Origin of the sequence: Pseudomonas sp. P5_152, assembly GCF_033989915.1 — a bacterium.
In the GTDB taxonomy this organism is placed as follows: Bacteria; Pseudomonadota; Gammaproteobacteria; order Pseudomonadales; family Pseudomonadaceae; genus Aquipseudomonas.
The window spans coordinates 1,067,123-1,080,582 of the sequence record NZ_JASFAH010000002.1; the positions used below are offsets into that span (position 1 = coordinate 1,067,123).

The 13,460-nt window shown below is 54.0% G+C and carries 13 protein-coding genes and 1 pseudogene; 7 read left to right on the forward strand and 7 right to left on the reverse strand.

The window, feature by feature from the left end; translation table 11 throughout:
* Positions 1-52 precede the first annotated feature (52 nt).
* Both QMK50_RS04635 and QMK50_RS04640 read left to right on the forward strand, forming a co-directional pair.
* Positions 53-964 carry a DUF2971 domain-containing protein gene (locus tag QMK50_RS04635; protein WP_320332643.1) on the forward strand — a complete coding sequence of 304 codons (912 nt, stop codon included), beginning with the start codon at positions 53-55 and terminating at the stop codon, positions 962-964.
* 354 nt (positions 965-1,318) lie between these two features.
* Positions 1,319-1,522, forward strand: a complete 204-nt coding sequence (locus QMK50_RS04640; RefSeq protein ID WP_320332644.1) for a helix-turn-helix transcriptional regulator — start codon at positions 1,319-1,321, stop codon at positions 1,520-1,522.
* A gap of 133 nt (positions 1,523-1,655) precedes the next feature.
* On the opposite strand, the gene QMK50_RS04645 is transcribed toward QMK50_RS04640, so the two are convergent.
* Both QMK50_RS04645 and QMK50_RS04650 read right to left on the reverse strand, forming a co-directional pair.
* Positions 1,656-2,492, reverse strand: a complete 837-nt coding sequence (locus tag QMK50_RS04645) for a hypothetical protein (RefSeq protein WP_320332645.1) — start codon at positions 2,490-2,492, stop codon at positions 1,656-1,658.
* 81 nt (positions 2,493-2,573) lie between these two features.
* Positions 2,574-2,906, reverse strand: a complete 333-nt coding sequence (locus tag QMK50_RS04650; protein WP_320332646.1) for a hypothetical protein — start codon at positions 2,904-2,906, stop codon at positions 2,574-2,576.
* 848 nt (positions 2,907-3,754) lie between these two features.
* Between QMK50_RS04650 and QMK50_RS04655 the strand changes: the two genes are divergently transcribed.
* Positions 3,755-4,621, forward strand: a complete 867-nt coding sequence (locus QMK50_RS04655; RefSeq protein WP_320332647.1) for a phage antirepressor N-terminal domain-containing protein — start codon at positions 3,755-3,757, stop codon at positions 4,619-4,621.
* A gap of 55 nt (positions 4,622-4,676) precedes the next feature.
* On the forward strand, positions 4,677-6,086 hold the full coding sequence (locus tag QMK50_RS04660) for an ATP-binding protein (protein ID WP_320332648.1): 1,410 nt from the start codon (positions 4,677-4,679) through the stop codon (positions 6,084-6,086).
* A 58-nt stretch (positions 6,087-6,144) separates the two neighbouring features.
* Here the strand turns inward: QMK50_RS04660 and QMK50_RS04665 are convergent.
* Together QMK50_RS04665 and QMK50_RS04670 are read right to left on the reverse strand one after the other, a co-directional pair.
* Positions 6,145-6,546: pseudogene (locus QMK50_RS04665) on the reverse strand (Presumed portal vertex protein); the annotation flags it as partial.
* A complete protein-coding gene (locus tag QMK50_RS04670; protein WP_320332649.1) occupies positions 6,515-7,582 on the reverse strand; it encodes a site-specific integrase in 1,068 nt (355 codons plus the stop codon). The pseudogene QMK50_RS04665 and the gene QMK50_RS04670, both read right to left, overlap by 32 nt.
* Before the next feature lie 103 nt (positions 7,583-7,685).
* On the opposite strand from QMK50_RS04670, the gene dusA reads away from it, so the two are divergent.
* Together dusA and tal are read left to right on the forward strand one after the other, a co-directional pair.
* On the forward strand, positions 7,686-8,696 hold the full coding sequence (gene dusA, locus QMK50_RS04675) for a tRNA dihydrouridine(20/20a) synthase DusA (protein WP_320332650.1): 1,011 nt from the start codon (positions 7,686-7,688) through the stop codon (positions 8,694-8,696).
* A gap of 177 nt (positions 8,697-8,873) precedes the next feature.
* Complete coding sequence (gene tal / locus QMK50_RS04680) at positions 8,874-9,800, forward strand: transaldolase (RefSeq protein WP_095165296.1); 927 nt, start codon at positions 8,874-8,876, stop codon at positions 9,798-9,800.
* Positions 9,801-9,913: 113 nt separating this feature from the next.
* On the opposite strand, the gene rssC is transcribed toward tal, so the two are convergent.
* From rssC to QMK50_RS04695, 3 genes are all read right to left on the reverse strand, one after another.
* Positions 9,914-10,396 (reverse strand): anti-sigma factor antagonist RssC, encoded by a 483-nt coding sequence (gene rssC / locus QMK50_RS04685; protein WP_093421055.1) that lies wholly within the window; start codon positions 10,394-10,396, stop codon positions 9,914-9,916.
* The gene (gene rssB, locus QMK50_RS04690) at positions 10,393-11,577 is read right to left on the reverse strand and encodes a two-component system response regulator RssB (RefSeq protein ID WP_095165297.1); all 1,185 of its coding nucleotides are present in this window, start codon (positions 11,575-11,577) and stop codon (positions 10,393-10,395) included. The genes rssC and rssB overlap by 4 nt, the downstream gene beginning before the upstream one ends.
* A 334-nt stretch (positions 11,578-11,911) precedes the next feature.
* Complete coding sequence (locus QMK50_RS04695; protein ID WP_320332651.1) at positions 11,912-12,601, reverse strand: VacJ family lipoprotein; 690 nt, start codon at positions 12,599-12,601, stop codon at positions 11,912-11,914.
* 191 nt (positions 12,602-12,792) lie between these two features.
* On the opposite strand from QMK50_RS04695, the gene QMK50_RS04700 reads away from it, so the two are divergent.
* The gene (locus tag QMK50_RS04700) at positions 12,793-13,413 is read left to right on the forward strand and encodes an HAD family phosphatase (RefSeq protein WP_320332652.1); all 621 of its coding nucleotides are present in this window, start codon (positions 12,793-12,795) and stop codon (positions 13,411-13,413) included.
* Positions 13,414-13,460 lie beyond the last annotated feature (47 nt).

Consider the following 13,460-nt stretch of genomic DNA (forward strand, 5'->3'; position numbering starts at 1 on the left):
TAATAGCTCTCGCCTGTACTCATTGACTCGTCGGACGACAAATGATGGCATCATGCCCATCAGCCCATTAGAGCGCATGACAATGCCTGAAGCTTTTTATAAGTACATGACTCATAGCACCGCAAATATTGTGCTTGAAAACCAAACGCTTCGCTGGAGCACTCCAGCCACTTTGAATGACCCCTACGATATCCAATTCGACCTTCGCATTGACTTCGACCGTGACAAAGTGCGCCATCAGACACTAGACAAACTATGGAAGATCTTTACCGGTGAACTCACCATCCGTGAAGATAGCAAAATGTCAGAAGCAATGAATATCTGGAGGCCACTTCTTCGGGGAATGCCAAAAAAACATTTCATGAAAAAAATGGAAGAAGGCATCAAAAAAGCGTTTGCAGAGCTTGATAAGAACATCCATCAAGCGTACCAAGATACAAGACAGCATCTTTCAACTACCAAAATCTTGTGCTTAACAGACTCCCCTACTAATCAACTCATGTGGGCGTATTATGCCGATAGCAATAGAGGGGTGGTTTTACGATTTCAAGATGAGCCTGGGGCAGGTAGCCCATATAAATTGGCGAGGCAAATGTCGTACATGCCTGACATTCCGATGCTATTCGAAGAGAGCGAGCTTTCGGACTTCTTGGCTGGATTGATTACTTTCGATACTAACAAACGAATCCACTCGCTGATTTACTCAAAATCAGACGCATGGAAGCATGAGAATGAGTGGAGAATTTTCGCAGGGGACGGGCGCAATAAGTTTGCCCCTTATGAAGATTCAGAGTTTGGCGCCAAAGAACTTACGGGTGCAATATTTGGCTGCCGCATGCCGCCTGATCAGAGAACTGCCTTGTCGCTGACTATTAGGCGACTCTACCCACATGCAGAAATCTTGCAGGCAGTCCCAGCCAACCACTCCTTTCAGCTTGAACTTCTCCCCTTCTGCGAAATTTGAATAGTGCCTAATGGGGGTTTCGCAAGCTTGCGATCCCCCCGTATTACCACTCTGAGAGTCTACTGTCTTACCTTCATTCATTAAGTACGTCTTAGGTTGAAAATGGCTCCGATCAAGCTGCTCAGCACGTGCAAACTCGATACCTGATCAACGCGCCGCTTAATTAAAGTGGAAAGAACAGAGGTCAACCCATGACCGCCTTACGCCGAACAGTACGAATACGACGAGGGCAAATGCCGCCCCTCGATTTGGTTACGATCTGCGATAAGTGCAACTAGTCGCGGGCACATGGCAACCACGTAGCAAGCAGCGCCAGGCCGAGGGCCTCGCACGACGCACCGCGGGGAATGAATAATGGATGGGCTAGACAGATATCTCAGGGAGGCAGAGGTGTTAAGGGTCACTTCCCTTTCACATGCGACACTTTGGCGCGAGGTGAAAGCTAAACGGTTCCCAGCTCAGGTTCGTATATCACCTGGTCGTATAGGCTGGAGAGCATCCGAAATTGCATGCTGGCAGGCGGATCCTATGCATTGGCAGCTGAAATCCGCCGCATAACTCAGAGGCATGTCGGACAAGGCGCTTGTCATCGCGGCTGCCAAGGATGGCTTCGGTGTGGTCATGAACATTTGTAGCGATGACTTGAAAGCGGCGCTGCAGCAATTAGGCGCTGCAGAGTAATAATGCCAAGTTATATTACAAAGGGAAGTAGCTCTTCACAATTGTGCAGAATAATACACTTCTTGAGAGGCTCGATCATGTAGCCATTGTGGGTAATGATAAATTGAAATCGGTACTCCTTTTCTTTTTGAAAAGGCACCGATGGCTTGATGAATGACATATTGTGCAATCTACCAATTACCTCACTGAGGTCATGAATCGTTTCATTCGTGAAGTGTAAGTCACGATCCATATATATGACCTTCCCCCCTAGAGTAGTGATTTCAATTTCACTTGCATCTATCTCTTTTGGGATGACGTGGCTCCCGTTCTTTTGGTTCTCTTGGATTTGTTTTAGTAAAAGCTTTTCAAGAATTTTGCCAACATGATCAATATTGCCATCATGGGTGTACCAGTAATCATCATAGCCTTCGAACATGCCATGGCATTCAGTTGTTTCTCTAACGTGAGACATACAGAATATAAAGCTATTCAGAGCCTCTCGATTAATTACGCCTTTAGAGTCCTGAAGGGTGATAGTATCAAAGCCATGCTCCACGATATTAAAACTTTCGAAGTGAGCATTGCCGCGCCCTGGAAATCTGTATCCCCCTGTGGGGCCAATTTGCATCAAACCTCCGGCGAAAGTGTTAAACACTCGCTGACTGACAGTTACCTCTCCGTCAAAGAAAAAATTAAAATCTAGGCTGCCCTCCTTTTTGTCGGAAATTGCTTGGTTTTCTGACTCTCGATACTCAAATAGTGTTCCGAGTTTTATTGTGTTGCTGGTTTTTACGTTGTCTTTTTTTTTGCAGCTTTTCCCTAACAACATATCTTTTCCGTCCCTCAACGTGGTGTCTTCTTCCATCCGCGCTTTGGCAATGAATTGACCGAGCTTCGATGATGGCAGTTTGCTTTATCTTGATTCAGCCCGCAAGACACTCGCCGCCTACCTTACGACCTTAGCTTCAGCCTCTAGCCAGGCAGCCCAAACCTGCAAAGCTGCCTGCTTTTCTTTGAAATAGTCATAACGGTCATAATGCTTGGATGACACATCAGAAAATGCATGCCCCTGAATCCGGTCCCGAATTTCTTTACTGATTCCAGCGACCCCCATCAAAGTTTTACACGTTCTCCGAATGTCCCTCAGTGTGAAAGGTCCCGCGAACTCTTTCTTGTGTCTGGAGTAAAGCTTGGTAACCGCACGCGACAGTGAGTTGGTGTGAATCGATTCGTTGAGGTCCTTGCCGGAAAATGGGTGCGGGTCTTCGGCCGTGATCATCGACAATCGATCCAGGCAACCCAACGCCAGCTCATTAAGCGGCACAGCGTGCGCGGTGCAGCGTGCATGCATAACATCTGATGGACCTTTGCCAGCGCCTACCCCTAGGTGCTTTCGGCTTTTCATGTTGACCCACGGGAAAGAAGTTAGGAAGGTTAGTTTTTTTCTAATCGCCCTGAAAGCCTTGTAATGCGCGACTCTGAGCTCGATGCCATAGGTTAGCTTTAGGGTTATGGGAGGTAATTTCCTAACCTTTATAACCGTTTAAAATCAACTAAATAAAATCCTTATAAATCAGCACCTTATAACTTAATAACCTCAAACCTAACCATAACTAACCCTCCAAAGTTAGCGCCCAAGCCCAACAAACACAGGGCCTGCAAAGCAGCCATCCCCCCATTTTCAAAAACTAACCCTTTCCCCGAGCCACCTCTCAGAATTGCCCTGAGACTTCGCTCCAGCCACGCCCTCAAAACAGCCTACCCTCGCAGGGATTCGCAGGCTTTTTCACTCCTGTCGATGCCAGAGCGAGCCCAGCCAGGCCCACGCCGCAGCACCTGCAGGGCGTGCAGAAAAAGCGCCCTATTTAGCCCGCAGGCGTGGTGGGGGGATGACGGCGCGCGCCGGGTGATGAAGCACGCCATTGCCCCGATGTAGCACGCTAACTCCCCTAACCCGCAACGACACGCAGGACGCCAGTCGAAGCAGGCGAACTCCCCCGTGTTTATTGGCCCGAACAGCTGCTCTCGGTTGCCGTGAAACCCTGCAAATGCTATGTTTAACTGGGTTTTTTATCGGTTGTCGTTCGGTTCATTGACGAACATGCAGTTTACAAAAGGAAGTGTTGAATGCAGGGACAACTGATGCCTGTCCAGTTCTATGAGGACACCTTGGTCTTGGTCGACCAGGACAAGAAACCGTTTGTGGTCATGAAACCGCTGGTGAGCAATATGGGACTCGTTTGGTCCGCCCAGTTCGTCAAGACTGCTGAGAAGTTCGGAGCAGTCGTTTCGGAAATCGAAACAACTGGTGCTGATGGCAAGCAGTACCGAATGACCTGCCTCCCCCTTCGCAAGCTCCCAGCCTGGCTCTTCTCGATCAACCCCAACAAAGTGAAGCCCGAACTGCGCGACAAAATCATTCGCTACCAAGAGGAGTGCGACGACGTCCTTTGGAATTACTGGACTACAGGCACCGCAGCCCAAGCAGGGTCAGGGTCACCTAACGTTACCCAGCAGATTGCACTATCTCGCCACCGCATTGCCCTGTTCAAGGAACTGCAGCGCTCCCGCAACCACGTGATTCGCGCCACCATCCAGGAAGAGATCACCCAGCTTTCGGCAAAGCTGGGCCTCAGCGTCCCCGATCTAGACAACATCGAAATCGCTGACCCTCTCGAGAAGGATATTCTTGCCGACTTCTGGGCTGCACTGAGACACCTGGATGGAAAGGGGGTGCGGTATAACCACGCGAAAAAGTCCACCTTGCTTGCGATTCGCATTGACGAGCTTGCAGCGCAATTCGAGGCACATGGCATTACCATCAAACTAGACTCAGCAATAACCAACGCTCTGGAGAACAGTTCGTCGCCAAAATACGTTGACCATAGTCAAACGGTTCACAACGAGCTAAAGCGCTGCGGTATCAAATGCTGGGTGTTTGAATCTCTTCCTGTACCAGTTGACCTAAGCTTTGGACATGGCAATCATTGCTAGAAATTTACTGACGTGAATTCACACATCAATACATCAGATTTCGGGCAGGCAAACAATGAACAGCTTCAACCCATTTACTAAAAGCCTCCATGACCTAAACGCACAAGATCTCGCAGCCTTAAAAATGGTCGCAGAAGGCTGGTACATTGAATACAAGCAAGAAGTCCCTAACGCAAAGTCTATAGCCAAATCCGTATCAGCCCTAGCAAACAGCTATGGCGGCTGGGTTTTTTATGGAATAAAAGAAGAATCCAAAGAAAATTCCGTTGCAGGTGAGTTTCCAGGAATTGAAAAAACAGAAGTAGATGGTGCGCTACAAAAGATCAGGCAAGCAGTTGCAAACTTAATGAGTCCAGCTTGTCATTATGAGGCTCGCGCAATATTTGGACCTTGCACAGAAATAGGTTTGAGCGAATCACATGCGATAATCTGCGTAGCGGCCCCTCAAAGCATCGAAGCACCTCACATCCACAATCAAGGGCTAATTTACAGGCGCATATCGGATGGCTCTGAGCCGGTGCCAGAGACTGATAGGCACATGATAGAAAAAATGTTTCAACGAGCGAAGGAAACGGTAGATCGTTATAAGCAGTGGATCAAAAAAGACCCAGAATTTTCGAAGTCGGAGTCAGAAGCACCTTATTTGCGGATAATGATTACACCCAATCCTTGGAAAATGCCAAGAACGGATTTCTCATTAAATACGGATAGTGTGCGTGAGGCTCTCAATGGAAGTGAGGGTCGCACCTCTACGTTACCATTTGAGACGGTCTATTCGAGTGCTGATGGCGTGGTAGCTCGCCAAAGCAGCAATAGCGACCCAACGAAAGCACAGTTAACATGGAATATATCAAAAGATTTAGAAAGTGACGTTTTAATTCCACTCCACTGGAACAGCGGCGAACCAGACCAGATTTATCATGGGCTTTATGGACACGAGCTCGCAAAAGAATTCAAGGATATATTAGATCAATCGAAAATTGAATCGGCAACTGTCATCAATTTAAATCTTGTATTCAACCTATTAATGGGCGTAGTGGAATCCCAGCGCGCATTGCAAGATAAAGCTGGATGGCCGCTAGAGTTTTACATAAAAATAAAACTCCTAAATGTTTGGCGCACAATACCATTCCTTGACATAGACTACTTTATTCACCACATCAACTCCAACGGCATACCGGTTTGCTTGACGAGTGATTGCATTTCCCCACCTGGCAATCACCCAGAAACCTTTAGGTTCATCAGATCTAACGGGGTTGATGACTCATTGACCAATCAAGCAAGGGTGTATATTCAAACCTTCGAGTCCTTTCTCCCTATCGCGGAGGCATTTGGACTTCCACTTGCTCACATGGTTAAAACTGAACTTGAGCGCGAGAGCACTGATGGAAAGAAAGAAGGTTTTGTTTGGAAGTTGACTCAGGCCGGCATTCGCTCAATAAACATTATCAATAACCAAAGCTAAATTGAAGATTTCTAGCTATTCCAAGATACAGGAATAGCTAGTAAACGAATCATTCCTCCTAAATTACTTCAAAAGTTTTGAACCGAACCACTTCCTCACCAACCCAGTCATTCAACAGGGCCAGGCGGGTCTGAATGGGTTCGAGTTCCAGGGTTGACCACACGGTGGCGGCCTCTTGCGGAGAGCCAAAGCCCCCGGCGTTCTTCGGCACAATGCCCATCAGTTGGGGGTAAACCCGCAACGCGGCCAGGACATCCTCAAGAGTCTTATCCTTGATCGAGTTGAATTCGTCTTTCGCGGCCACCTCACTGACCGGAATCAGCTGAATCCCCTCCTTTTTTCCGTTTGGTGCGTACACGAATAGGTTGCGAAAATTCCCCGGGCCCTTGGCGTTCTTCAGCGCCGTCCGCAGGTCATTGATGTCTTCTTCATTTTGAGCCGCGTCGGTCACCCTTACCACACAGGTGGGTGTATCGCCGCATCGAATTCCAGTCCCTATGCCCGGAAACACTCGCCACACGCGGGATGTCCCAATCCATTTCGAACAGGCGGCTGACCCCCTCATGGCGAAGGTCGTGGAAGTGCAAATCTGCGATTGCCAGGAACTTGCAGGCTTTCGCCCAGGACGTGGAGATAGATTCAGGGCTGTAGGGGAATATGTCGTCGCCAGCCTTCGGCATTGTTTGGAGAATCTGCCACGCCTCGTCCGGCAGGTAACACCAAACATCGTTGCCGATCTTCTGCCCGGGGTTTTTCATGTCGCGCACCAGCACCCGCTGACCGGGTTCATCAACGTCTGCCCAGCGGATACGGGTTATTTCATCCAGCCGGCGCGTGGAGAACAGAGCAAAGCCCACCACCTTCAGCATATTGGTGACAGTCGGGCGCCTCGCCTGCATGGCCTGGTAGTGCGTCAGCACCTTCCCTAACTCGTCCAAAGTCGGCCGGCGGTCACGCTCCCGGCTTTTCAGGTTGTAGCCGAGCTTGCGTAGCACACGCCGTGCGCCGCCCATGGCAAGCGGATCGACCTGGTAACCCCATGCGTCTTTGGCAATTGCTAGAACAGCTCCGAGGTGGGCCAGGTCATTACCGGCGGTTTGCGGCTGAACCCCACCACCCTCCAGGGACATCCGCCAAAGTGCGAAATCGACCAGGCACTGAGTATTGATGTCCGTGTCGGTCAACTCGCCCAGGTACGTCTCACCGATAGCGTTGAGTGTTGCGCGCTTGGTCTTGCCCAGCGGCCGGGCTTTCTCTACTTCGACCAGGTAGCGATCGGTCATCTCTTTGAGCGTGGTGCCTTTGCGGCTCGCCCGCTCGATCGCACCAGGTTCATCCAGCTCCGACTCGCGCTTACGCGACCAAGCCTGGGCGGCCTGTTTTCGGGCGAAGGTCTGGCTCTCTTGGTAGACTTGCACTCCGTCGCGCTTGATGCGGATCTGAGCCGTGTAGCTCACAGTCCCATCTGCCAGTTTTCTTGCCCTGATAGTCGCCATATTGAAAGTGGTACGCGTCAGTTTTTGAGTGGTACATCGTACCACCGAGACCTAAAAAACGCCTGAAAACGCCCCCAAACATGCCGAAAACACGTTGAGTAAAATGATTCAAAAACAGAGCTTTAGCCCAGCAGAATCAAGCCCCGCACTGTCTCGGCGCTTTAGCGTTGCCCCCATGATGGATTGGACCGACCGCCACTGCCGGTTCTTCCTGCGCCTGCTCTCCAAACACGCCCTGCTTTACACCGAAATGGTCACCACCGGTGCGCTGCTCAACGGTGATCACGAGCGTTTTCTGCGGCACAACGAGGCTGAGCATCCGCTGGCGTTGCAGTTGGGCGGCAGTGCTGCGCTGGATCTGGCGGCCTGTGCGCGGATGGCGCAGGAGCATGGGTATGACGAGGTGAACCTCAATGTCGGCTGCCCGAGTGATCGGGTGCAGAACAATATGATTGGTGCGTGCCTGATGGGGCATCCGCAGTTGGTGGCTGATTGCGTGAAGGCGATGCGCGATGCGGTGTCGATTCCGGTTACGGTCAAGCATCGGATCGGGATCAATGGACGCGACAGTTACGCGCAGCTGTGTGATTTCGTCGGTACGGTGCGCGATGCCGGCTGCACCAGCTTTACCGTGCATGCGCGCATTGCGATTCTTGAAGGTTTGTCGCCCAAGGAGAACCGCGATATTCCGCCACTGCGCTATGACGTGGCGGCGCAGCTGAAGGCGGACTTCCCGGAGCTGGAGATCATTCTCAACGGCGGGATCAAGACGCTGGAGGCCTGCCATGAGCATTTGGCGACCTTTGACGGGGTAATGTTGGGCCGTGAGGCGTATCACAATCCTTATGTACTGGCAGAGGTGGATCAGCAGTTGTTTGGCAGCACCGCGCCGGTGATCAGCCGGGCCGAGGCGCTGGCGCAGTTGCGTCCGTACATTGCCGCACACCTTGAGGCTGGCGGCGCGATGCACCACATCACCCGGCATGTCCTGGGGCTCGGCACAGGCTTTCCTGGGGCGCGCAAGTTTCGCCAGTTGCTGTCGGTGGACATTCATAAGGCCAAGGACCCACTGGCCCTACTCGATCAGGCGGCTGCGTTGCTGGAAGGCCGCTAGCCGTCGCCGCGATTGAACCTGTGGGCGGTTTTGCCATCGTAGTTAGCGGATAGCGCCGGGCCTTTCAAACATCTGTTTTGCAGATGTTGCCGCCCAGGCCGTTGTTACGCATTTGTGCCCTTGAGTGGCTGCCAGCGCTCGGGTAATGTCAACAGACCCACAGGATAGAGCACACCCATGACTTCCAAGCTGGAACAACTTAAACGATTCACCACTGTCGTGGCCGATACTGGCGATTTCGAAGCAATCGCTCGCGTCAAACCAGTGGACGCTACCACCAACCCCTCGCTGCTGCTCAAGGCTGCGGCCATTCCTGCCTATGCCGAACTGCTCAACGCCAGCGTTACCGACTGCAAGGGCGACGTGGGCCTGGCCAGTGACCGTTTTGGGGTCGCAGTGGGCCAGGAGATCCTGAAAGTGATTCCGGGGCGCATTTCCACTGAAGTGGATGCGCGCCTGTCGTTCGATACCGATGCCATGCTCAAGCGTGCGCACCGCCTGATCGAACTCTACGACAAGGCCGGCATTGGCCGTGACCGTGTGCTGATCAAGATCGCCTCCACCTGGGAAGGCATCCGCGCCGCCGAACAACTGGAGCGCGAAGGCATCCAGACCAATCTGACCCTGCTGTTCTCCTTCGCCCAGGCAGTGGCCTGCGCCGAAGCCGGGGTGTTCCTGATTTCGCCGTTCGTAGGGCGCATCTACGACTGGTACAAGAAGGCCAACGGTACCGACTACAGCGGCGCCGATGATCCCGGCGTGCAGTCGGTGACGCGCATCTACAACTACTACAAAGCCAATGACTACAAGACCGTGGTCATGGGCGCGAGCTTCCGCAACCTCAATCAGATCGAGCAACTGGCGGGCTGCGATCGCCTGACCATCAGCCCCGACCTGATCGAGAAGCTGGCGGCCGACACCGGCAAGCTGGAGCGCCAGCTGGCGCCAGGGCATGCCGGTGAAGCACGCCAGAGCCTGAACGAAGCACAGTTCCGCTGGGCATCCAACGAGGATGCGATGGCCACCGAGAAACTGGCCGAAGGCATTCGGCAGTTTGCCCGCGACCAGGAGAAGCTGGAGGCGTTGCTGCAGGCCAAGTTGTAAGGTTACAGCTCAATGCAAAAAGGGCGAACCCTGCTGGGTCCGCCCTTTTTTGTGTGCCTGGTTTGACGCAGTGTTTTGCCTTCGCCAGCGCCTACGAGGGATTGCAGGGGCTATCAGTGCCGCTCGAGGGCGTTTACCAGGTCATGGAACGCTTCGCGGTTGGAATCGTTGAGCCCCATGAGGATCTTGTGCGCTTCCAGCACCTTGATCCGCACCACCTCTTCGGACTGGTCCTGGTCAGGCAGGTCGGTCAGGCACTCCGGGCACGGCACCGGGCGGTCAACGATGTTGAACACCTGCTCGAAACCCATGGATTCCAACAGTCGGGTGATGTCTTCGTGGGTGGTGACGACGGTCGGCAGCAGGCCGACCTTTTGCCGCGACATGATCGACAGCTTGGCCAACAGGCCCAGGGTGGTGCTGTCGATGCTGCGGGCTTCGGTCAGGTCGATCACGATCGCGTTGAAATTCAACGCGGTGAAGATCCGCTCGATAGTCGCATCCAACGCCGAACACAGGGTCAGGCGAACCTCACCGACGAACTTCAGGACAAAGGTGCCATCCTGCTCGGCGAACTGGATTCTACCGGTACTCATTGAAGATTCCTGCTCAACACTAACAGGGCGATATCATCCGGCATCTCCCCTAGCGTGGCCAATCCAAAAACCTGCCGCAGACCATCCAGGCTGCCGCCCGCCGATCTTACCCGTTGCGGTAAGGCGGCCTCTTTTTCTTTGAGTGTCGGTTCTGGCAAAAGGTCCAGAATGCCATCGGACATCAGCGTCAGGCTGAACACCGGTGGCAGTTCGATGACGTGGTCTTCGTAGGTGGCTTCATTGAACAAGCCTACCGGCAGACCGCGGCCTTCGAGGTATCCCACACTGTCTGGCGTGTACAACACTGGCAACGGCAGGTGTCCGCCGATGCTATAGGTCAACAAACCGGTCTCCTCGTCGATGACTCCACCGACCATCGTGACATGTTTGCCCAGCTTACAGCTGATCAGGCCCCGGTTGATATGGCCGAGCACCTCTGAAGGGGTGAATTCCGGCAAGGTGCCGTTGCGCTTGGATTCGAACAGCAGGCGCGTGGTCATGAACTTGAGCAGCACGGTGACGAAGGCCGAAGACGCGCCATGCCCGGAAACATCCGCCAGGTAGAACGCGACTCGGCGTTCGTCGACCCGAAAATAGTCGACAAAATCACCCGACAGGTACAACGACGGGATGATCTGGTGGGCGAACTTGAACTCGTCGATGGCCCAGGGGCTCACCGGCAACATGTTCATCTGCACCTGGCGACCGGCGTTCTGGTCTTCCTGCAGCAGGTTCAGGCTGGCTTCGAGCTCACGGTTGGCGGTTTCAAGCTTGGTCCGGTAACGCTGGTTCTCCAGGAGCAGGCGCGCGCGATCCAGGGCCCGGCGCACGGAGTGCTCGAGCACGGCCAGGTCTTCCAGCGGCTTGATCAGGTAGTCTGCCGCGCCCAGGCGCAAGGCTTCGACCGCGTCGTTCATCACGCCGGCACCGGACACCACGATCACCGGCGTTTGCGGCGACAGGTCAGTCACCTGGCGAATGAGTTCGAGCCCGCCCATCTGCGGCATGCGCAGATCGCAGATCACGAGATCGGGGTGGCTTTGCTCGAATACCGCTAGCCCTTGCAGTCCATTGCTGGCCTGCAGGACGCTGAACCCACTGTCTTCCAAATAGGCCGCGAGACTCGCGCGCACTACTTCGTCGTCATCGATTATCAGCAGCGTGGCACTGGTTTTTTGCATGTGGGCAAACGGCGCCAGAATTAGGTTGGCGTAGCTGGCGGGGTGATTAGCCCGGCACACACTACTGGATTCGCTTTCTAGCCTCTCTGCTGCACTGCTTTCGAGCATTTGCCCGACACACATGTTCATCAGAGGTGCCCTTCTAAGGCGCAGACGGTACTCCCATCCGCGAGGCGTTTCAAGCTCACGCCGATGGTCATCAGGCGTCTTTACCCTGCAAATCACCGGGAGTTATAAGAACCGCAAAATTTGCAACAAAATGCAAGGTTGGAACGCCAGCTATAAAACGAAGAAGGCGGCCCGTGGGCCGCCTTCCTGTTATTGAAGCGCCGACTCAGAAGTCGTCTTCAACCTGGCCATCCTTGACCTTGAATTCGCGGTTCTGCAAGTAGGCGTTGCGGATGAAGACGTACTTGTCGCCATTGATCAGCTTCTCGGCCGACAACAGGCTGGCACGGGTATCGATCACATCTATGCCGAGCGCCATGTTGCGCGCTGGAATGTCGTGCATGTAGCGGTAGGGTTCGGCATAGCTGTCGACGTACTTGGACGGCGCGTCACGCAGGGTGCTCGGGCCGAGGAACGGCAGCATCACGTAAGGGCCGCTGGGCATGCCCCAGTAGCCAAGCGTCTGGCCGAAGTCTTCGTCATTGCGGTGCAGGCCCATCTTGGTGCCCACATCGAAGAACCCGGCCAGGCCCAGGGTGGTGTTCATCAACAAGCGTGCAGTGTCGACGCCCGCCGCATGGGGCTTGACCTGCAGGATGTCGTTGGCCAGGTTGCCGACGTCACCGATGTTGCGAAACATGTTGTGAATGCCGTCTTCGAGGAACTGCGGCGTGACGAACTGATAGCCCTGGGCCAGAGGCTTGAGGGCGTAGGTGTCCAGCACGTCGTTGAAGGTGTAGATCGGGCGGTTGATGCTTTCCCAGGGATCTTCTTCGGTGGCCGCCTGGGCAGCGAACGGAACCAACAGGACGCCGGCAAATAGACTTAGTCGAGCCAGGCAATTGCTCCAGCGCATAGCAGAAACTCCTTGGATTGTACTGGCGCGGATCGCGAAACCCGCACGGTAAGCTGGCTAGTATAAGACGGATACCGGCTTTCAGGGAAACGCCCTACGACACCTTGCATGTTTCCCCAGCCGGTCAAGAGAATGTCACTTAACTGTCACGAGGCAGGCCTACCCTCTCTGATTATTTCAGGGATGTTGAAATGCCCCAACCTCAGGTACACCCCCAAGCCCTCCCCCAACCCACCGCCGTGCTTTTTGGCCTGAGTGGCTGCCTGGTGGATTTCGGCGCGCAAACCCGACTCTACGGCAGCGGCCGTGCCCCACATGGCCAACTCACCCCTGGCGCCGAGCAAGCCTTGCTGTCGTTGCGGCTGCAAGGCATTCCCTGCGCCTGGCTGGATGAGTTACCTGCCAGCCAGAGCCAGTCACTGGCGACCGAGCTACCCGACTGGATCAGCGCCGGCCCGCGGCCCCTGAGCGTCCGCCCATGGCCCGCTCCCGATGCCTGCTGGTCATCGTTGATGGCGCTGAACATCCATCGCCTGGACGGTTGCGTACTGGTCAGCGGCGAGCCGCGCTTGCTGCAATCGGGCCTCAATGCCGGGCTGTGGACCATTGGCCTGGCGTCCTGTGGCTCGCTCTGTGGCCTGGCACCCAAGGAATGGCAAGCCCTGAGCCGACAGGAGCGCGAACTCATGCGCGGTAAAGCGACCTTGCAATTGTTTGGCCTGGGGGTGCATTCGGTGATCGATCACCTCGGCGATCTCGACACCTGCCTATCGGATATCGGCCTGCGCCGGCGCAAGGGCGAGAAACCCTGATCGATCATTCTTGATCAAGATCATGCACTTCGCTCGCCAGTGGATTA

Coding starts and splice junctions, on each gene's coding strand:
- QMK50_RS04645 (WP_320332645.1), bottom strand. CDS start 2,492: ATGGAAGAAGACACCACGTTGAGGGACGGAAAAGATATGTTGTTAGGG.
- QMK50_RS04670 (WP_320332649.1), bottom strand. CDS start 7,582: ATGGCGACTATCAGGGCAAGAAAACTGGCAGATGGGACTGTGAGCTAC.
- QMK50_RS04655 (WP_320332647.1), top strand. CDS start 3,755: ATGCAGGGACAACTGATGCCTGTCCAGTTCTATGAGGACACCTTGGTC.
- QMK50_RS04650 (WP_320332646.1), bottom strand. CDS start 2,906: ATGATCACGGCCGAAGACCCGCACCCATTTTCCGGCAAGGACCTCAAC.
- QMK50_RS04700 (WP_320332652.1), top strand. CDS start 12,793: ATGCCCCAACCTCAGGTACACCCCCAAGCCCTCCCCCAACCCACCGCC.
- QMK50_RS04695 (WP_320332651.1), bottom strand. CDS start 12,601: ATGCGCTGGAGCAATTGCCTGGCTCGACTAAGTCTATTTGCCGGCGTC.
- QMK50_RS04660 (WP_320332648.1), top strand. CDS start 4,677: ATGAACAGCTTCAACCCATTTACTAAAAGCCTCCATGACCTAAACGCA.
- rssC (WP_093421055.1), bottom strand. CDS start 10,396: ATGAGTACCGGTAGAATCCAGTTCGCCGAGCAGGATGGCACCTTTGTC.
- rssB (WP_095165297.1), bottom strand. CDS start 11,577: ATGCAAAAAACCAGTGCCACGCTGCTGATAATCGATGACGACGAAGTA.
- QMK50_RS04640 (WP_320332644.1), top strand. CDS start 1,319: ATGGATGGGCTAGACAGATATCTCAGGGAGGCAGAGGTGTTAAGGGTC.
- dusA (WP_320332650.1), top strand. CDS start 7,686: ATGATTCAAAAACAGAGCTTTAGCCCAGCAGAATCAAGCCCCGCACTG.
- tal (WP_095165296.1), top strand. CDS start 8,874: ATGACTTCCAAGCTGGAACAACTTAAACGATTCACCACTGTCGTGGCC.
- QMK50_RS04635 (WP_320332643.1), top strand. CDS start 53: ATGCCCATCAGCCCATTAGAGCGCATGACAATGCCTGAAGCTTTTTAT.